Genomic DNA, 17,834 nt, shown 5'->3' on the forward strand with positions numbered 1-17,834 from the left:
CGGCACATGACCGCACAGCCCGCGAAGCGCTCAGCTCCGGCCCCGGAAGACCGGCTCGGCCCAGCGCGGTGGGGGCTCGGGGCGGTCCTGCTCCGCGCGTACGGCCCGCAGGTCCACCTCCGTCGGCGGGTGGCCGGTAGCCGGGCCGGCGCCGGTCACGGCGCCGCGCAGGGCGGCGACGAACGCGAGGCAGGAGGCGTGACGCTCGTCCGGGCCCTTGGCCAGGGCCTTGGCGAACGCGGTGTCGACGGCCGGGGCGAGGTCGGGGCGGAAATCCGTCAGCGGCGGCGGCTGGTCGTACTGGTGGGCCCACAGCAGGGCCATGTCGTCATCGCGGCGGAAGGGAGGCCGGCCCGCCAGGCACTCGAACACCACGCAGGCGAACCCGTAGACGTCGCAGCGTCCGTCGACGGGCCGGCCGGAGATCTGCTCCGGGGCCACGTAGTCGAGGGTGCCGACGAACTGGCCGACGGTCGTGAATCCGGTCAGGGACAGGGACTTCTTCGTCAGGCCGAAGTCGGTGAGGTAGGCGTGCTCGGGGTGGTCGCTGTCGGTGCCGCGGGCGACCAGGATGTTTCCGGGTTTCACATCCCGGTGCACCAGCCCGTGGTCGTGGGCGGCATCCAGCGCGGAGGCGATCTGCGCCGCGATGCGCACTGCGGCCACGGGCGCGAGCGGGCCCCGCCGGTCGAGGAGATGACGCAGGTCGCTGCCTTCCACGTAGCGCATGGCGATGTACAGGACACCGTCCGTCTCGCCGGCCTCGTAGACCGGCACGATGTGCGGGTGGTCGATCGCGGCGGCGGCCCGGGACTCGTGGGTGAAGCGCAGGCGGAAGGTGTCGTTGCGGGCGAGTTCGGGGGCGAGCAGCTTGAGCGCGACCGTGCGGTCCAGGCGCAGGTCGCGGGCGCGGTAGACGACGGCCATGCCGCCGCGGCCGATCTCGCGCTCGATGCGGTAGCCGGCGACCTGCCGGCCGATCAGTTCGGAGGGCCGGCCCGAGAACAGGCTCGTGTCACGGGCCATCGGGGGTCACGACCTGCGTGGGGGCATGGCCGGAGCCGGCCGCTGCGGCACGGGGTCCGTCGTCGGTGGCGTATGTGCTCAGGTGCTTCCCGTCGCCGTACACCCAACGCCCCTGCTCGGTGTCGTACAGCCACACGGACTCGCCGTCGACGACGATCCCGATGCGCAGTCCCTGCGTACGGCCGCGGAAGGCCTCGCCGTCGAGGCCGCCGCGGGCCAATTCCTCGACCGCGCTGCGGTAGCGGGCCAGGGTCTGTTCGGTGCGGGCGAGCAGGGGGCGCGGGTCGGCGGTGCGGCCCTGGGGGCCGCCGGTGGCGGGCGGGTCCTGGGGTACGGCGACCAGGCAGCGGCCGTCGACCCAGGCGGCCCAGCCGTTGGCACACAGCACGTGCGCCCAGTCGCCGCGCCGCTCGACGAGCTGGACCGGCAGCAGCGGGTCGAGGGGGACGGTGGGGCGGGCCGGGTCGGGGTCCTCCCAGGCGGGCATGCCGTGCTGGGGGACGACGTGGGTGGGCCGGAAGCCGGGCGTGGCCATCACGACTTCCGCATCACGGCGGGTTCGTGGCGGCGCAGCAGCCGGGAGACGGCGAAGCAGAAGACCGCCGAGAGCACCACCAGCATGGCGATGTTCAGCAGCCATACCCCGGCCGAGTGCTTGAACAGCGGATCGCCGGTGAGGTCGCCGGGCACGATCCGTGCCAGGCCGACGGTGCCGGCCATCGCGCCGAGCGCCCACCGGGAGGGCACGAGCCAGGACAGCTGTTCCAGGCCCGGCACTCCGTGCAGCTTCAGGAGGGCGCCGCAGAAGACGACCTGGACGATGGCGAGCAGCACCAGCAGCGGCATCGTCACCTCCTCCTTGCGCACCAGTGCCGACACCAGCAGCCCGAGCGTCATCGCCGTGAACGCCAGCAGGGCGACGGCGACGGTGATTTCGACAAGGGGCGGCATCAACACGCCTTCTCCGCCAGGCGCATTGAGGTCGACGCCCAGGAGGGCCACCAGGGTGAGCACCACGGCCTGCAGGACGGTGATGGTGCCCAGGACGACGACCTTCGACATCAGGTACGCCGATCTGGACAGACCCACGGCCCGTTCGCGCCGGTAGATGGTGCGTTCCTTGACGAGTTCGCGCACGGCGTTGGCAGCGCCGGTGAGGACTCCGCCGACGCACAGGATGAGCAGCGCGTTCATCGCGGTCTCCTGTGTGAGCTTGCTGCCGGCCAGAGCGCGGGCCATGGCGCCCATCACGAACGGCAGGGCGATCATGATGGCGAGGAAGGTGCGGTCGGCGCCGAGGGCGGCGGCGTAGCGGCGCACCAGCGTGCCGAGCTGGGCGCCGCGGCTGCGGGGCCGGGCGGGCGGGGTGATCACGACCGGTCCCGAGCGGGGGACCCGGGGCTGGGCGGTGGCTTCGGTGATGTAGTGCCGGTGGAAGGGCGAGAAGCGGTAGTCGCCGGCCCAGTCGCGGTCGTCGTGCTCGAAGGCCTCGAAGGCCTCCGGCCACTGCTCGAAGCCGAAGAAGGCGAGGGCGTCCTCGGGCTGGCCGTAGTAGGCGATCCTGCCGCCGGGTGCGAGCACCAGGAGGCGGTCGCACACGTCGAGGCTGAGCACGCTGTGGGTGACGACGATGACGGTGCGGCCGTCGTCGGCGAGGCCGCGCAGCATGTGCATCACCGAGCGGTCCATGCCGGGGTCGAGGCCGGAGGTGGGTTCGTCGAGGAAGAGCAGTGACGGCTTGGTCAGTAGTTCCAGAGCCACGCTGACCCGCTTGCGCTGTCCACCGGACAGGCTGTGCACCGGCTGGTCGGCGCGCTGCTCGAGGCCCAGTTCGCGGATGACCTCGTCGACCCGGGCCCGGCGCTCGGCCTTCGCGGTGTCCTGCGGGAAGCGCAGCTCGGCGGCGTAGGACAGGGCGCTGCGGACGGTCAGCTGGGCGTGCAGGATGTCGTCCTGCGGGACCAGTCCGATGCGCTGGCGCAGCTCGGCGTAGTCGCGGTAGAGGTCGCGGCCGTCGTAGAGCACGGTGCCGTGGTCGGCGGGCCGCTGCCCGGTGAGGGCGTTCAGGAGCGTGGACTTGCCGGCGCCGCTCGGGCCGACGACCGCGAGCAGGCACTTCTCCCCCACCGGGAACGACACATGGTCGAGCAGGGTCTTGCGGCCCTGGTCGACGGCGACGGTGAGGTCCTGCACGTCGAGGGAGATCTCGCCGGTGTCGACGTACTCCTGCAACTGGTCGCCGACCAGGCAGAACGCGGAGTGGCCGATGCCGACGATGTCGCCGGGGCCGATCGGGGCGGCGGTGACGGGCGAGCCGTTGAGGTAGGTGCCGTTGTGGCTGCCGAGGTCGGCGATCTCGTAGCTGCCGTCGGGCAGGGCGCGCAGTTCGGCGTGGTGCCGGGAGATCACGAGGTCGTCGATGACCAGGTCGTTGTCCGCGGCACGGCCGATGCGGACGGTGCGGGTGGGCAGCGGCCGTACGGTGGTGGGACGGCGGAAGGTGCCGGTCAGGCCGGGCATCGACACCGCGGAGGGGCGCTCGGGGACCGGTGTGGGAGGGCTGACGAGGACGGCGCAGGGGCCGTCGGAGGGGTTGCCGAAGCGGATGACGCTGCCGGGGCCCACGCCCCGCTCGTGGATGCGGCGGCCGTCGGCGAAGGTGCCGTTGGTGCTGTTCTCGTCCTCGATGGTCCAGTGGTCGTCCTCGGGGCGCAGCACCGCGTGGTGCCAGGAGACCCGTGCGTCGTCGAAGACGACGTCGCTGAGCGGGTCGCGTCCGACGTGGTAGTCGCGACCCGGGCTCATCACCGTGGAGCCCGCCTCGGTCTCCAGGACGAGTTCGGGCGCAGTCGGCGCCATCGGCCGCTCTGCCATGAAGAGAATTCTACCGATTCGCCCACATCTGCGCCCGGCGTGGCGGCCGCCGCAGCCGCTCAGCCGACGGGCAGGACGAGCGCCGGGATGGTCCGCTGCATGCGCAGGGCGTCGACGGACTCGGCCAGCAGCTCGTACTCGGTCGTCTCGTCACTGGTCGCGATCCGCACCAGGCGGCCCGCGGCCAACTCGTTGGCGACCAGCTCCTGTTGGGCGAGGTTTCCGCACCACGAGCGCAGTACGGCCGGCACGTCGGGCACGGTGTCGGCGACGGGGACGAGCGAGCTCGGCGGGAAGTGCTCCGCCTCCGGCCGGGGGTCGAGTCGGTCGGCGATCCAGTTCGCGCGATCGCGCAGCCACCACAGAGCGAGGGCGAGCGTGGGAGCCCGGTAAGTGCCTAAAGGCACACCGATACGCTCGCCTCCGCAGGTCCCGTAAGCCGTGAGATGGCATAAGAACTCGTCGTGCACGTTCGCTCCCCCGCTGCTCGCCTGCCGGCCGGCCTCGCTTTCGGTGCGGCTCATGTGCTGTGCGTGATGGCGTCTTCGCTCGCCGTGAAGTCCCTTGACTGTTGAGTATGTTCACTACTGAACCACTGTCACCATGACTTTCCAGCCAGTCTCCTGGCATATTCACAGGGGCAGTTGGCCGAAACCCTGCGAATGCTGCATTACCCCAGGGGTAATCGACGGTCCCGCACGCACCGGGCATGGTGGCTGTACCGGGTCGCCGCAACCGCGAATCCGGGTTCTGACCAGCAGCTACGACCTCGATGGAGGCTGATTTCCCATGTCCGCGAACACCGACCGTCACGAGAACGCCGTCGCCCGCTACTTCGAGGCCTGGAACGCGGGCGAACCGGAGGCACTGGCGAAGGCGGTCGCCGCCGCCTGGGCGACGGACGGCACGTACACCGACCCCCTCGCCGCCGTCGGCGGCCACGACGAGATCGCAGCCCTGATCACCGCGGCGCACGCACAGTTCCCTGGTTTCGCCTTCCGGCTGACCGGCGCCGTGGACGGCCACCACGACACGGCGCGTTTCTCCTGGGAGCTGGTGAGCGAGGCCGACGGCTCGGCGCCCGTGGCCGGCTTCGACGTGATCACGCTGGACGCGGACGGCCGTATCCGCTCGGTGCTCGGTTTCCTGGACCGGGTGCCCGCCGGGGCGTGAGCCGCACGATGAGTTTCCGCGCTCGCGGCGGTCTCTTTCGGTGCATGACCACCGCGAGCGGAGGAGCAATCATGACCACGACCACCGAGCTGGACGAGGAGTTCACCGCCGTCCTGCGCAAGAGTCCGAGCGACGGCGGCTGGACCTGTCTCGTCTGGCCGAGGAGCGTCGAGTTCTTCGGCACCCGCGGGCTCGTCAAGGTCCGCGGCACGATCGACGGACACCCCTTCCGCAGCTCGTTCATGGCCCTGGGCGACGGCACCCACAAACTGCCGGTGAAGGCCGACCTCCGCAAGGCCATCGGGAAGGGCGAGGGCGACCGGGTGACCGTGCACCTGGAGGAGCGGCTCAGCTCCTGACGGCCTCCCGGCGCCGGGCCGAGCAGCCAACGCGCTGCCCGAGCCGCGGCGGCCGACGCATGGCCGCGTCGTACGGCAGCGGGCCGTCCTCCCGGAGGCGGCGGCCCGCCTCCGGGAGGACGGCGAGCGTCCTACGGCTTGATGATCGCGTCGATGCGCGCCAGTTCCTCGGCGTCGAAGTCCAGGTTGCCGGTGGCCGCGACGCTGTCCTCGATCTGCTGCGCGCTGCTCGCACCGACCAGCGCGGACGTCACCCGGCCGCCACGCAGCACCCAGGCCAGGGCCAGCTGGGCGAGGGTCTGGCCGCGGCCCTTGGCGATCTCGTCGAGCGCGCGCAGCCTGCCGACCAGTTCCTCGGTGACCGCGTCCGACTGCAGGAAGGGGCTGTCGCCGGCCGCCCGCGAGTCCTCCGGGATGCCATCGAGGTAGCGGGAGGAGAGGAGGCCCTGCTCCAGCGGGGAGAAGACGATGGAGCCGACCTGGAGCTCGTCGAGGGCGTCCAGCAGGCCCTCCTGCTCGGGCCGGCGGTCCAGCATCGAGTAGCGCGGCTGGTGGATCAGCAGCGGAGTGCCCAGCTCACCGAGGATGCGGGCGGCCTCGCGGGTCTGCTCCGCCGAGTAGTTGGAGATGCCGACGTACAGCGCCTTGCCCTGCTGGACCGCCGAGTGCAGGGCGCCCATCGTCTCCTCCAGGGGAGTCTCCGGGTCGGGGCGGTGCGAATAGAAGATGTCGACGTAGTCCAGGCCCATCCGCGCCAGGCTCTGGTCCAGCGAGGACAGCAGGTACTTGCGGGAGCCCCACTCGCCGTACGGGCCGGGCCACATCAGGTAGCCGGCCTTGGTGGAGATGACCAGTTCGTCGCGGTACGCGGCGAAGTCCGCCTTCAGGAACTCACCGAGCGCGGACTCGGCCGCGCCGGGCGGCGGGCCGTAGTTGTTGGCCAGGTCGAAATGGGTGACGCCGAGGTCGAAGGCGCGGCGCAGGATGGCCCGCTGGGTCTCGACCGGACGGTCGGGACCGAAGTTGTGCCACAGGCCGAGCGAGATCGCGGGGAGCTTCAGGCCGCTGCGTCCGGTGCGCCGGTAGGGCAGGTCCGCGTAACGGTCGGGGTGTGCGGTGTACAACGCGACTCCAGAGGGGTTGGCACACGGTTTCCCGGTTCCCGGAACATGACAGGAAGCCGGCACCCCATATCTTTCGCGACCTGCGAGCAGTGGTCCAACAGGAGAATGCGATGGGATTGAGCGGATAGGCTTCTCAATTATGGAACTGCGCCATCTCCAGCACTTTGTCGCGGTCGCCGAGGACCAGCATTTCACCCGGGCGGCGGAACGGCTGATGGTGTCCCAGTCGGGGCTGTCGGCCTCGATCCGGGCGCTGGAGCGGGAGTTGCAGACCCCGCTGTTCGTACGGACGACCCGCAGGGTCACGCTCACGGAGGCGGGGCGGGCGCTGCTCGGCGAGGCGGAGCGGATCCTGGCGCAGGTGCGGTCCGCGCACGAGGCGGTCGCCGCCGTACAGGGCGTGCTGCGCGGCACGCTCGCGCTGGGCACCGAACAGTGCATCGCGGGCGTGCATGTGGCAGGGCTGCTCGCCGCGTTCCGGCGCCGGCATCCGGATGTGGAGATACGGCTGCGGCAGGCCGGCTCGGGCGCGCTGGCGGAGGAGGTCGCGGCCGGGCGCCTGGACCTGGCGTTCGCCTACCGGACGCAGGCGGACACCGACCAGCTGCGCTCGGTGTCGCTGACCGGCGAGCCGATGACGGTGCTGTGCCATCCCACCCACCGTCTGGCGACGGGCGGTGCGGCGGTGACGCCGGAGGAGCTGGGCGGGGAGGTGTTCGTGGACTTCCACCCGGACTGGGGGCCGCGCCGCACCACCGACAGCGCCTTCGCTGAGGCGGGCGTACGGCGCACCGTGGCACTGGAGGTGAACGACGTGCACAGCCTGCTGGACCTGGTGGACGAGAACCTCGGCATCGCGGTCGTGCCCCGGCACTTCCGGCACAAGCGGGAGGCGCTCACCGCCCTGCCGGTGAAGGGCACCGGCGAGGCGGTCTACGAGACGGTGGCGCTGCTCCCGCCGCCGCAGGCGACGAGCCCTGCGGCCCGGGCGCTGATGACGCTTCTGGAACAGGGCACGCACGACGGGCCGTAATGCGCGATGGTGGATGCATGCATGCCAAGGACATCCTCATCGACGGGTTCAACCGCATCCAGGAAGAAGTCCACGCAGCCGTCGAGGGCCTCGGCCCCGACGACCTCAACGCCCGCCCCTTTGAGGCGGGCAACTCCATCACCTGGCTCGTCTGGCACCTCACCCGGGTCCAGGACGACCACATGGCCGACGCCTTCGGGCTCGACCAGGTGTGGCTCGCCCAGGACTGGGAGAAGCGCTTCGGGCTTGACCTCCCGCGCCGCGACACCGGCTACGGACACAGCTCCGCCAGGGTGGCCAAGGTTCGGGTCGACTCCGGCGACCTGCTGACCGGCTACTACGACGCCGTGCACGAGCAGTCCCTCGGCGCCCTGCGCGAGCTGGCCGCCAAGGATCTCGAGCGCATCGTCGACGAGAACTGGGATCCGCCGGTCACCCTGGGCGTGCGGCTGGTGAGCGTCCTGTCCGACGATCTTCAGCACGTCGGACAGGCGGCCTATGTACGGGGGCTGCTTCAGAGCGCGGCGTCGTAGCCCGGCAGGACGACGTCCTCGATGAGGGCGTTGCGCTCGTCGAAGGGGATGAACGCGCTCTTGAGGGCGTTGACGGTGACAGTGCGCAGGTCCTGGAGCGTCCAGCCCGCCTGTTCCACCAGCAGCGCCATCTCGCGGGTCATCGTGGTGCCCGACACCAGGCGGTTGTCGGTGTTCAGCGTGACGCGGAAGCCGAGGTCCTTCAGGGCCGTGATGGGGTGCTCGGCGATGGAGGTGGCGCAGCCGGTCTGCAGGTTGGAGGTGGGGCACATCTCCAGCGCGATCCGGCGATCGCGCACCCAGCCCGCCAGCCGGCCCAGCTTGCCGTCGACGATGTCCTCGGTCAGGCGCACGCCGTGGCCGATGCGCTGGGCGCCGCACACCTGCAACGCCTGGTGGATGCTGGGCAGGCCGTGCGCCTCGCCGGCGTGGATGGTGAACGGCACGCTCGCGCGGCGCAGGTGTTCGAAGGCGGCCAGGTGGTCGGCGGGCGGGAAGCCGTCCTCGGCGCCGGCGATGTCGAAGCCGACCACGCCCGCGTCCCGGAAGGCCACCGCGAGGTCGGCGGCCTCGCGGACCCGGTCGAACATCCGCATCCCGCACAGCAGGGTGCCCACGCGGACCGGGGTGCCCGCGGCGGCCGCCTTGGCCATGCCGGAGGCGAGGCCTTCCTGGACGGTCTCGACGACCTCGGCCATGGCCAGCCCGCCGGTGGTGTTCAGCTCGGGGGCGTAGCGCACCTCGCCGTAGACGACGCCGTCCGCGGCCAGGTCGAGGACGTACTCCTCGGCGGCGCGCAGCAGGCCCTCGCGGGTCTGCAGCACGGCCAGGGTGTGCTCGAAGGTGGCGATGTAGCGCACCAGGTCACCGGAGTTGGCGGCCTCGACGTACCAGGCGGCCAGCTCGCCGGGGTCGGTGGTGGGCAGGGTGTGCCCGACCTCGGCCGCGAGTTCCACCAGGGTGGCGGGGCGCAGGCCGCCGTCGAGGTGGTCGTGCAGGACGGCCTTGGGCAGGCGGCGGATCACATCGGCGTCTATGCGCGTAGCAGACATGGCGGGGTCTTTCCTTGGGCGGTGGTTCGAAGCGGCGGGGAGGAGATCGTCAGTCGGCGGGCTGGAGCAGGTCCCAGCGATTTCCGTACAGGTCCTGGAAGACGGCGACCGAGCCGTAGGGCTCGTGGCGCGGCTCCTCCAGGAACGTCACGCCCGCGGCGAGCATGCGGGCGTGGTCGCGGGCGAAGTCGTCGGTGTGCAGGAAGAAGCCGACGCGTCCGCCGGCCTGGTCCCCGACCCTGGCGCGCTGCGCCTCGTCCTTGGCGCGGGCCAGCAGCAGGGCGCTGCCCGCGGCCTCGGCGCCGGGCTGGACGACGACCCAGCGGGAGCCGTCGGGGCGGGGCGTGTCCTCGACGAGCCGGAAGCCGAGGGCCTCGGTGTAGAAGCGGATCGCCTCGTCATAGTCGTCGACGACGAGGGTGACCAGGGCGATGCGTCTCATCGGGGCCTTTCGCGAGGTCGGAGGGTGGTTGACGGGTGAGGTTATACGTAAAACCTCGGGTACGCCAGTCGGCCCCTGTCACTGCCTTCGTCTACAGTTCAGTAGACCGTCTACATGTCTGTAGTCACTCGGCGGCGGCATGCCGTCGCGCCCGCACCGGCCACAAGAAAGGGGCAGCCCACCATGACCACAGGGCCCCGTGCACACCCCCACGCGAGCACCCCGGTGGGCCGCTTCGCGATACCGGCGCTCCTTCTCCGCCCCAGCCCCACGACGGAAGAGCCCCGCCATGAACCCCCGACCTGTGAGGACCACCGCCGATCAGCAGCCGCGACCGCCCCGGCGACCTGGCACCTTCGCCCTGCTCCGGCGCCGTCTGGGCGCGGCGATCGTCCTGGCCTACGCGGCCGCGGCGCTGCTGCCCGCTCCCGGCCTGTGGCTGCGCCACCCGCACTCGATCGGCATCCCACATCTCGCTGAACTCTCCCTGAGGACGCCGCAGTTACTCCTCGCGCTCGTGCTGTTCAGCGCCGGCCTCCAGGTGCCGCTGTGTGAGCTGCGGCTGCTGCTGAGGCGCCCGGCCGCGCTGGTCGCCGGGCTCGTGCTGCACGTGGTGGCGCCGTTGTTGATCGTCCCCGGCGTCGCTTTCGTGCTGCGGCACTCCCCCGACCAGGACGGCGGCAGCGGCATGGTCGCCGCCATGATCCTGATCGTGGCGATGCCGGTGGCGGCCGGGGCGACGGTGTGGACCGCCAAGGGGGACGGCGACCAGCCGACGGCTGTCGGACTGGTCCTGGCCTCCACGCTGGTCAGCCCGCTGACGGTGCCGTTGACCCTGGCGGTGCTGTGCCCGCTGCTGCGCGGCGAGTACGCGGGCCGGCTGGCCGACGCGGCGCAGACCGCCGGGCACGCCTTCGCGCTGACCTCGGTCGTACTGCCCTGCGGCGCGGGCCTGCTGTGCCGGCTGCTCCTGCCCCGGCGGGCGTCGGAGGGGCTCGTCGGCGCCGCCGTCGCCATGGCTCTCCCGGCCTCGCTGCTGCTGACGTATGTGAACGCCAGTGGCGTGCTGGGGCCGTTCCTGCGTCATCCGCGCCCTGCGCTGCTGGCCGGCGCGCTGGCCGTCGCGGCGACGGTGTGCGGGCTGTCCTTCGCGCTGGGGCGGACCGCCGCCCATGCCCTGCGGCTGGATGCGAGAGCCGGCGCGTCCGTGACGCTGGCCTGCGGAATGAACAACAGCAGCGCCAGTGCCGTGCTCATCACCACGACGCTGCCCGACCGTCCGCACATCCTGCTGCCGGTGCTGGCCTACGGGCTGCTGCAGAAGGTGGCGGCGGGGCGGGTGGTGCGCGGCTTCGGCCCCCGGAGAGGAGGAGGCCCACGGACTTAGGACCGCGGCCCGAGGTGCGATCCGGGGCGCGCCGGTAGCGTCCCGGGCATGAAGATCACCGAGCCGCCCCGCAGCGCCGAGCAGCGCAAGCAGGACGTACTGGCCCGACTGGCGCGGGAGTCGGACATCTGGGTCGCCACCGCCGACGAGGGCGGGCTGCCGTGCCTGGTGGCACTGTGGTTCGCCTGGGACGGGGAGTCGGTCTGGATGTCCACGCGGATCACCAACCCCACGGGACGCAATCTGCGCGACGGCGGGCGCACCCGGCTGGCCTTCGGCGACACGCGGGACGTGGTGCTCGTCGACGGGGACGTGGAGACGTTCACCGGGCAGGACGTGCCGGCCGCGGCGGCGGACGCGTTCGTGGCGAAGACGGGGTGGGATCCGCGCAGGGGCAGCGCGTCGTACGCCTTCTTCCGGGTGCGGCCGCGTGGCGTGCAGGCCTGGCGTGGAGAGCATGAGCTGCCCGGGCGGCATCTGATGCGGGACGGCGTGTGGGCGGTCTGAGGCGGCTCGGCACAGCGGCTGAGGGGCCCGCCCAGGGGCCCCTCGGCCTCAGTCGGCCTTGCTGTGCAGGGCGTTGAGCCGCTCCAGCTCGTCGGCGGTCAGGCGAAGCGCTCCGGATGCCACGTTCTCGGCCAGGTGGTCGGGGTTGCCGGTGCCGGGGATGGCCAGGACGTGCGGTCCCTGGTGCAGCGTCCAGGCGATGCGGACCTGGCTGGGGCTCGCGTCGTGGGCGCGGGCGACGGCGAGCACTTCCTCGTCGTAGGTGGTGCTCGCGCCCTTCGCCCCGCCCTCGCCCGCGACGGCGAAGAACGGTACGAAGGCGATGCCCTGCTCGCCGCAGAGACGCAGGACTTCGTCGGTGGCGGGGTCGCGGCGCTCGAGCCCGTACCGGTTCTGCACGCACACCACCGGCGCGATGGCCTGCGCCTCGGCGAGGTGGCGGGGTTCCACGCCGGAGATGCCCAGATGCCGGATCAGCCCCGCCTCGCGCAGTTCGGCCAGCGCGCCGAAGTGCTCGGCGATCGAGTCCTGCTCGGTGCGGCGGAGGTTGACGACGTCGAGGTGGTCGCGGCCGAGCTGGCGCAGGTTCTCCTCCACGTGACCGCGCAGCTGGTCGGGACGGGCCGGACTGTCCCACTCCCCCCGGTAGTTGCGGTAGGGGCCGACCTTCGTGGTGATGACGAGTTCGTCGGGGTACGGGGCCAGTGCCCTGTTGATGATCTCGTTGGCGGACCGCAGCTGGGAGAAGTAGAACGCCGCGGTGTCGATGTGGTTCACGCCGAGCTCGATGGCCCGGTGCAGCACGGCGATCGAACGCCCGCGGTCGCTGGGTATCCCGTGATGGAAGGCGGCGCTGCCCGTCAGCCGCATCGCTCCGAAGCCGACGCGGTTGACGGTCAGGTCGCCCAGTTTCCACGTACCCGCGGCGTCCGCGAAGATCGTTGGGGAGGTCATCGGGGGAGTTTCACACAGGCGCGCCGCCCCGACGCGGGGTCTTTGCGGATACGTGTACGAAGTCGAGGGCAACGGTCGACAGGAGAGGCGGTCAGCTCGCGCCCCCTTCGCCCGGGTCGCCGCCCTCGCCCGCTCCCGTGTAGGCCGCCGTGGTCCGGTCCGCGGCCTCACGTGCCGTTTTCTCGTCCTCGCCGCCGGCGACGTTCGCCGTGTACCAGGCTTCGCTGCTGGACGTCATGAAGCGACGGCCCTCGTCCGAGCCCATCCAGGCCATGAACTTCTTCGGGTCGACGGCCGCGCCACCGCTCCCGAGGTGCAGGGAGAGCCCCCGGACCATCAGGTCCCATCCCACGCCGACCGCGCCCGGGCCGAACTCCGCCCACTTCGTGTCGTCGACATGGGCGATGTGCTCCAGCTGGAAGCGTGTGCCGCCCTCCTCGGAAGTCAGGTGGAGCTCGATCCAGCTGACCTCACCGCCGTACTCCCAGGTCGCGGAGAAGCTCTTGGGCGGGTCGCAGCGCTCGATCACACCGCCCGCATTGCCCTCGAGCTGATAGCGGCCCCCCAGCCGCAGCTCTCCCGTCACGGGCAGGAGCCAGCGGGGGATGCGCTCGGGATTCGTACAGGCGTCCCAGACATCGTCGAGCGAGGCGTCGTAGGTGCGGGTCACGGTCACCACACGTGCTTCGCCCGCCTTGAAGGTGCGACGGCCGACCTGCCGGCGCACGTCACTGATGTCATGGGTCACGTCGGTCATGGGTGCTCCTCGGGGTTCTCGTCGGCATCCCGGAGCCGGCGCGCGCGTTTGCCGCGCGCCAGCTCGGTGGCCAGGGCGTCCAGATGCGGGGTCCAGAAGCGGCGGAAGCGGTCGAGCCAGGCGTCTATGTCCTGCAAGGGCTCGGCATTGACCGCGTACAGCCGCCGGGTTCCTTCGGGGCGGACGGTCGCGAAACCGTTCTCCCGCAGCACCTTCAGATGCTGTGACACTCCGGGCTGCGAGATCCCGAACTCCTCCCCGATGACCTCGCAGAGCGCTCCCGAGGTCATCTCCCCACCGGCCAGCAGCTCCAGGATCCGCCGGCGCACCGGGTCCCCGAGCACATCAAAGGCGCGCATCCCGACACTATATCAGCCACTACTTATATAAGCAGCAAACGATACTGTGCCCGCGGAAAAACGCCCGGCCGCGTCGCACGGCCGGGCGTCCTCCGCGCCGGATTCAGCTGAGCGGCTTCTGCAGCACCGCCTTGCGGTGGCTGAACGTCTCGATCGAGTAGCGGCCGTGGTAGCTGCCCATGCCGCTCTCGCCCACTCCGCCGAACGGCAGGTCGGAGACGGTGAGATGGGCCAGCGGCAGACCGTGGCCAAGGCCTCCGGAGGACGTCTCGGCGGCGATCCGGCCTCGGGTCTCCTCGGACTCGGAGAAGACGTACAGCGCGAGAGGCTTGTCGCGGTCGTTGATGAATTCGATCGCCGCGTCCAGGTCCGGCACGGTGACGATCGGCAGGATCGGCCCGAAGATCTCCTCCTGCATGACGGGCGACTTGGGGTCGACGTCGGCCAGGACGGTCGGCGCGATGTACTTCGTCGTACGGTCGCTGCCGCCGCCGACCACGACGCGGCCCGAGTCGAGCAGGCCGGCGAGCCGGTCGAAGTGCCGTTCGTTGACGATCCGGCCGTATTCGGCGGAGGCCGAGGGGTCGCTGCCGTACAGCGCCTCGACGGCGCGGGTGAACGCGGATTCCAGGGCGGCTGCGGTGGCCGGGTCGGTCAGGACGTAGTCGGGGGCGACGCAGGTCTGCCCGGCGTTGAGGAACTTGCCGCGGGCCAGCCGGTCGGCGACGACGTCGAGGTCGGTGTCGCGGGCGACGAACGCCGGGGACTTGCCGCCGAGTTCGAGGGTGACCGGAGTGAGGTGCTCGGCGGCGGCGCGCATGACGATGCGGCCGACGGCGCCGTTGCCGGTGTAGAAGATGTGATCGAAACGCTCGGCCAGCAGAGCCGTGGTCTCCGGGATGCCGCCCTCGACGACGGCGACCGCGTCGGTGTCGAGGTAGGCGGGCAGCAGACGGGCGAGCGCGGCGGAGGTGGCGGGAGCCAGTTCGCTCGGCTTGGCGACCACCGCGTTGCCCGCGGCGAGGGCGCCGACCAGCGGGGCGAGCAGGAGCTGGGCAGGGTAGTTCCAGGGGGCGATGACGAGGACGACGCCGAGCGGGTCGTACTGCGTCCAGGCGCTCGCGTCCGCGCCGAGGTGGGCCGGGACCGGGGCGGCTTCCGGGCGCAGCCAGTCGGCGAGGTGGTCGAGGGTGTGGTCGATCTCGCGGATCGTGAAGTCGATCTCGGTGCGGTGGGCCTCGGTGGAGCTCTTGCCGAGATCGGCGTGGAGGGCGGCGGCCAGGTCGGGTCCGTTCTCGCTGAGCATCTCGCGCAGGCGGCTCAGCTGCGCGGTGCGCCACTCGACGGGCTTGGTGCGGCCGGTACGGAAGGTGGCGCGCAACCGGGCCACGACGTCGGCGGGCTGCTCGGGGGTGGAGTGGTTCACGATGCCTCGCTGCTGGAACGGTCAGGGTCAGGTGTATATGGCAACCTTTCATACACCAAAATAAATCCCGCCGCCGGAGGACTACTTTGCGCGGCGGGCCCGTCACACACGGTCGAGCCCGTCATGCGCCGCCGAGTTCCTGCCGCCGCCGTTCCAGATAGACGCGTTCCGCCTCGCTCTGCGCGTGCGCGATGGCCGCCTCGTACTCCCCTGCCGCCTCGGTGTCGCGCCCCAGGCGGCGCAGCAGGTCGGCACGGACGGCATGGAAGACGTGATAGCCGTCGAGGTCCAGCGCGTCGACGACCTCCAGGGCTTGACGGGGCCCCTCGGTCTCGGCCAGGGCGACCGCCCGGTTCAGGGCCACGACGGGGCTCGGCGCGAGGGCCAGAAGCTGGTCGTACAGCTGGCGGATCTGGCCCCAGTCGGTGGCGTCGGCGGTGGGCGCGTCGCTGTGGACGGCCTGGATGGCGGCCTGGATCTGGTACGGCCCCGGCTGGTTGCGGCGCAGACAGCGGCGCACCAGTGACTGTCCTTCGGCGATCAGCTCCCGGTCCCAGCGTCCGCGGTCCTGCTCCGGCAGCGGTACCAGCGCGCCGTCCGCGTCCAGCCGGGCGGGGCGGCGGGAGTCGACGAGGAGCATCAGCGCGAGCAGGCCGGTCACCTCGGGCTCGTCCGGCATCAGCTCGGACAGGAGGCGGCCGAGGCGTACGGCCTCCGCGCACAGGTCGGGACTGCCGCCATAGCCCTCGTTGAAGATCAGGTAGACCACGGTCAGGACGCCCTTCAGGCGGTCCGGGAGATCGGCGTCGCGGGGCACGCGGTAGGGGATGCGGGCGTTGCGGATCTTGGCTTTGGCGCGGACGAGGCGTTGGGCCATCGTCGGCTCCGGCACCAGGAAGGCGCGTGCGATCTGCGGCGTGGTGAGGCCACCGAGCAGGCGCAGGGTCAGGGCGACCTGCGCCTGGGGGGCGAGCGCCGGGTGGCAGCAGGTGAAGATCAGGCGGAGCCGGTCGTCGCGCACGGGGCCCTCCTCGGCCGGGGCGTCGGGGGTGTGCAGCAGGGCCGCCTCGGCGTGGCGGGCCTCGCGGGAGGACTCGCGGCGCAGCCGGTCGATCGCACGGTTGCGCGCGGTGGTGATGATCCAGCCGGCCGGGCTCGGCGGCACACCGGTCTCCGGCCAGCGCCGCACGGCCGTCGTGAAGGCGTCCTGCACCGCTTCCTCTGCGAGGTCGATGTCGCCGAGGAAGCGGACGAGGACGGCGACGGCGCGGCCGTACTCCGCGCGGAAGACGGCCTCGACGTCGACGGGAGCAGACATCACTCCTCGGCCTGGTGCATGAAGGGCCGCACCTCGATGGGCAGGGTGGTCGCCCAGGTGGCCTTCCTGCCCCATTCGAGGGCCGCGTCCAGGTCGGGAGCCTTGATCAGACAGATGCCTCCCAGGTACTCCTTGCCCTCGGCGTACGGCCCGTCGGTGATCAGGACGTCGCCGTCACTGGGCCGCAGCACGGTGGCCGTCTCGGGGCCGTGCAGCCCGCCGGCGAAGACCCACGCGCCGGCCTCGCGCAGTTCCGCGTGGAAGGTGTCCAGCTTGCGGACGATCTCCGCCATGGCCTCGGGCCCGGGCGGCGTTCCGTCGGTCGGGGTGATCACGCTGAGCAGGTAGTACTGCATGACGTCCTCCTTGGCGTCGTGTCGTTCTCTCACCTCCTACACGAACGGCACACCCCCGGATCGACACCGCGCACGACGACCTCGGGAGAATCTTCCGCATGACCGCCGCACCGCACCCCCTCGTTGCCACCGCCCGCGCCCTCGCCGACGACCTGCTCGCTCCGAACGCGGCGCATGTCGACCAGGAGGGGGTGCCCGCGAGCCATATCGAGGCCGTCCGACGGTCCGGGCTGCTGGGGGTGAGCGCACCGCCGCAGTTCGGCGGCGCGGGCGCTCCCGACTCGGTGGCGCGGGAGGTCCAGGAGATCCTGGCCGGGGCGTGCTGCTCGACCTGGTTCGTGCAGACCCAGCACCACACACCGGTGCGACTGCTGGCGAGGTCCGAACTCCCGGTGCGGGAGCGGCTGTTGCGGCCCCTTGCGTCCGGCGAACTGCTGGCCGGGATCGCCTACGCCCATGTCCGCGCCTTCCCCCGGGTGCCCGTGCGGGCCACAGCGGAGCGGGACGGCTGGCGGTTCGAGGGCACCGTCCCCTGGTACACCGGCTGGGGCCTGAACGATGTGATGCTGCTCGCGGGCGTGACCGACTCGGCAGAGATCGTGTTCGCGTTCGCCGACGCCCGCGAACAGCCGGGGCTGCGCGCCTCGGAGCCGATGCGGTTGGCGGCGCTCACCGCCGCCCGCACGGTCTCCCTGGAGCTGGACGGCCTGCGGTTGCCCGAGGACAGCGTGGTGCTGCGCACCCCCCGGGAGAAGTTCGCCCTCGTCGACCTGCCCCGCAGCACGAACACGTCTCCGGCCGTCTTCGGGGTGGCGTACGCCGCGCTGCGCGTGCTGGAGGACGCCGGCGAGACGGAGGCCGCCCAGGGGTTGCGCGGCCGCCTCGACGAGGTGCGGCGGCAGGCGTACGAGCTGGCGGACCACCCCGTCCCGCACGAGCACGTCGCACAACGGCTGGCGCTCAAGACGCGCTCCTACGACCTCATGCGTGCGGCCACGACCGCGGCGGTCGTGGCCGGGGGCGGCCGCACCATGGACGTACGCCATCCTGCCCAGCGGCTGGCCCGCGAGGGGATGTTCCTGCTGGTGCAGGGGCAGACGTCGGTGGTGCGGGAAGCGCACCTCGCCGCATTGGCGTCGGCTCGGTAGAGCCGC

At 71.6% G+C, this 17,834-nt stretch carries 20 protein-coding genes; 7 read left to right on the top strand and 13 right to left on the bottom strand.

The features are described from left to right. Nucleotides 1-30: 30 nt before the first annotated feature. The 4 genes from ACWC1K_RS08145 to ACWC1K_RS08160 are packed head-to-tail and all read right to left on the bottom strand — an operon-like array spanning nucleotide 31 to nucleotide 4,370. Nucleotides 31-1,026 carry a serine/threonine-protein kinase gene (locus tag ACWC1K_RS08145; RefSeq protein WP_450829442.1) on the bottom strand — a complete coding sequence of 332 codons (996 nt, stop codon included), beginning with the start codon at nucleotides 1,024-1,026 and terminating at the stop codon, nucleotides 31-33. Continuing rightward, complete coding sequence (locus tag ACWC1K_RS08150) at nucleotides 1,016-1,561, bottom strand: hypothetical protein (protein WP_450829444.1); 546 nt, start codon at nucleotides 1,559-1,561, stop codon at nucleotides 1,016-1,018. The genes ACWC1K_RS08145 and ACWC1K_RS08150 overlap by 11 nt, the downstream gene beginning before the upstream one ends. Beyond that, entirely contained in the window at nucleotides 1,561-3,900 is a 2,340-nt protein-coding gene (locus ACWC1K_RS08155) for an FHA domain-containing protein (RefSeq protein ID WP_450829445.1), read from the bottom strand. Before ACWC1K_RS08155 ends, ACWC1K_RS08150 begins: the two co-directional genes overlap by 1 nt. 59 nt (nucleotides 3,901-3,959) lie before the next feature. Then, nucleotides 3,960-4,370, bottom strand: a complete 411-nt coding sequence (locus tag ACWC1K_RS08160) for a hypothetical protein (protein WP_450829829.1) — start codon at nucleotides 4,368-4,370, stop codon at nucleotides 3,960-3,962. Between the two features lie 319 nt (nucleotides 4,371-4,689). Between ACWC1K_RS08160 and ACWC1K_RS08165 the strand changes: the two genes are divergently transcribed. Beyond that, the gene (locus ACWC1K_RS08165; protein ID WP_450829446.1) at nucleotides 4,690-5,073 is read left to right on the top strand and encodes a nuclear transport factor 2 family protein; all 384 of its coding nucleotides are present in this window, start codon (nucleotides 4,690-4,692) and stop codon (nucleotides 5,071-5,073) included. Between the two features lie 71 nt (nucleotides 5,074-5,144). Continuing rightward, entirely contained in the window at nucleotides 5,145-5,432 is a 288-nt protein-coding gene (locus tag ACWC1K_RS08170) for a DUF1905 domain-containing protein (protein ID WP_450829448.1), read from the top strand. A gap of 131 nt (nucleotides 5,433-5,563) precedes the next feature. Here the strand turns inward: ACWC1K_RS08170 and mgrA are convergent, their stop codons facing one another. Next, nucleotides 5,564-6,556, bottom strand: coding sequence for an L-glyceraldehyde 3-phosphate reductase (mgrA, locus tag ACWC1K_RS08175; RefSeq protein ID WP_450829449.1), 993 nt, complete (start codon nucleotides 6,554-6,556; stop codon nucleotides 5,564-5,566). A gap of 139 nt (nucleotides 6,557-6,695) precedes the next feature. Between mgrA and ACWC1K_RS08180 the strand changes: the two genes are divergently transcribed. Together ACWC1K_RS08180 and ACWC1K_RS08185 are read left to right on the top strand one after the other, a co-directional pair. Then, the gene (locus ACWC1K_RS08180; RefSeq protein WP_450829451.1) at nucleotides 6,696-7,589 is read left to right on the top strand and encodes a LysR substrate-binding domain-containing protein; all 894 of its coding nucleotides are present in this window, start codon (nucleotides 6,696-6,698) and stop codon (nucleotides 7,587-7,589) included. Nucleotides 7,590-7,606: 17 nt separating this feature from the next. Further along, on the top strand, nucleotides 7,607-8,122 hold the full coding sequence (locus tag ACWC1K_RS08185; RefSeq protein WP_450829453.1) for a mycothiol transferase: 516 nt from the start codon (nucleotides 7,607-7,609) through the stop codon (nucleotides 8,120-8,122). Here the strand turns inward: ACWC1K_RS08185 and ACWC1K_RS08190 are convergent. After that, nucleotides 8,104-9,174, bottom strand: coding sequence for an adenosine deaminase (locus ACWC1K_RS08190; protein ID WP_450829455.1), 1,071 nt, complete (start codon nucleotides 9,172-9,174; stop codon nucleotides 8,104-8,106). The genes ACWC1K_RS08185 and ACWC1K_RS08190 overlap by 19 nt on opposite strands. A gap of 49 nt (nucleotides 9,175-9,223) precedes the next feature. Then, nucleotides 9,224-9,616, bottom strand: coding sequence for a VOC family protein (locus ACWC1K_RS08195; protein ID WP_450748925.1), 393 nt, complete (start codon nucleotides 9,614-9,616; stop codon nucleotides 9,224-9,226). A gap of 289 nt (nucleotides 9,617-9,905) precedes the next feature. Here ACWC1K_RS08195 and ACWC1K_RS08200 point away from each other — a divergent pair, with 289 nt between their 5' ends. Further along, nucleotides 9,906-11,003 (top strand): sodium-dependent transporter, encoded by a 1,098-nt coding sequence (locus ACWC1K_RS08200; RefSeq protein WP_450829456.1) that lies wholly within the window; start codon nucleotides 9,906-9,908, stop codon nucleotides 11,001-11,003. Nucleotides 11,004-11,051: 48 nt separating this feature from the next. Further along, a complete protein-coding gene (locus ACWC1K_RS08205) occupies nucleotides 11,052-11,510 on the top strand; it encodes a pyridoxamine 5'-phosphate oxidase family protein (protein WP_450829457.1) in 459 nt (152 codons plus the stop codon). A 48-nt stretch (nucleotides 11,511-11,558) separates the two neighbouring features. Here the strand turns inward: ACWC1K_RS08205 and ACWC1K_RS08210 are convergent, their stop codons facing one another. The 6 genes from ACWC1K_RS08210 to ACWC1K_RS08235 form a co-directional block, all read right to left on the bottom strand. After that, on the bottom strand, nucleotides 11,559-12,464 hold the full coding sequence (locus ACWC1K_RS08210; RefSeq protein WP_450829459.1) for an aldo/keto reductase: 906 nt from the start codon (nucleotides 12,462-12,464) through the stop codon (nucleotides 11,559-11,561). A 91-nt stretch (nucleotides 12,465-12,555) separates the two neighbouring features. Continuing rightward, nucleotides 12,556-13,221: an SRPBCC family protein gene (locus ACWC1K_RS08215; protein WP_450829460.1), complete on the bottom strand. Its 666-nt coding sequence runs from the start codon at nucleotides 13,219-13,221 to the stop codon at nucleotides 12,556-12,558. Then, entirely contained in the window at nucleotides 13,218-13,580 is a 363-nt protein-coding gene (locus ACWC1K_RS08220) for an ArsR/SmtB family transcription factor (RefSeq protein WP_450829462.1), read from the bottom strand. Before ACWC1K_RS08220 ends, ACWC1K_RS08215 begins: the two co-directional genes overlap by 4 nt. 103 nt (nucleotides 13,581-13,683) lie before the next feature. Continuing rightward, nucleotides 13,684-15,006: an aldehyde dehydrogenase family protein gene (locus tag ACWC1K_RS08225; RefSeq protein ID WP_450829463.1), complete on the bottom strand. Its 1,323-nt coding sequence runs from the start codon at nucleotides 15,004-15,006 to the stop codon at nucleotides 13,684-13,686. A gap of 121 nt (nucleotides 15,007-15,127) precedes the next feature. Then, nucleotides 15,128-16,324 (bottom strand): RNA polymerase sigma factor, encoded by a 1,197-nt coding sequence (locus ACWC1K_RS08230; protein WP_450829464.1) that lies wholly within the window; start codon nucleotides 16,322-16,324, stop codon nucleotides 15,128-15,130. Further along, nucleotides 16,324-16,680 carry a YciI family protein gene (locus tag ACWC1K_RS08235; protein WP_450829831.1) on the bottom strand — a complete coding sequence of 119 codons (357 nt, stop codon included), beginning with the start codon at nucleotides 16,678-16,680 and terminating at the stop codon, nucleotides 16,324-16,326. The genes ACWC1K_RS08230 and ACWC1K_RS08235 overlap by 1 nt, the downstream gene beginning before the upstream one ends. A gap of 98 nt (nucleotides 16,681-16,778) precedes the next feature. Between ACWC1K_RS08235 and ACWC1K_RS08240 the strand changes: the two genes are divergently transcribed. Continuing rightward, the gene (locus ACWC1K_RS08240) at nucleotides 16,779-17,828 is read left to right on the top strand and encodes an acyl-CoA dehydrogenase family protein (protein WP_450829465.1); all 1,050 of its coding nucleotides are present in this window, start codon (nucleotides 16,779-16,781) and stop codon (nucleotides 17,826-17,828) included. Nucleotides 17,829-17,834: the final 6 nt, after the last annotated feature.

Source organism: Streptomyces sp. NPDC001492, assembly GCF_053597275.1.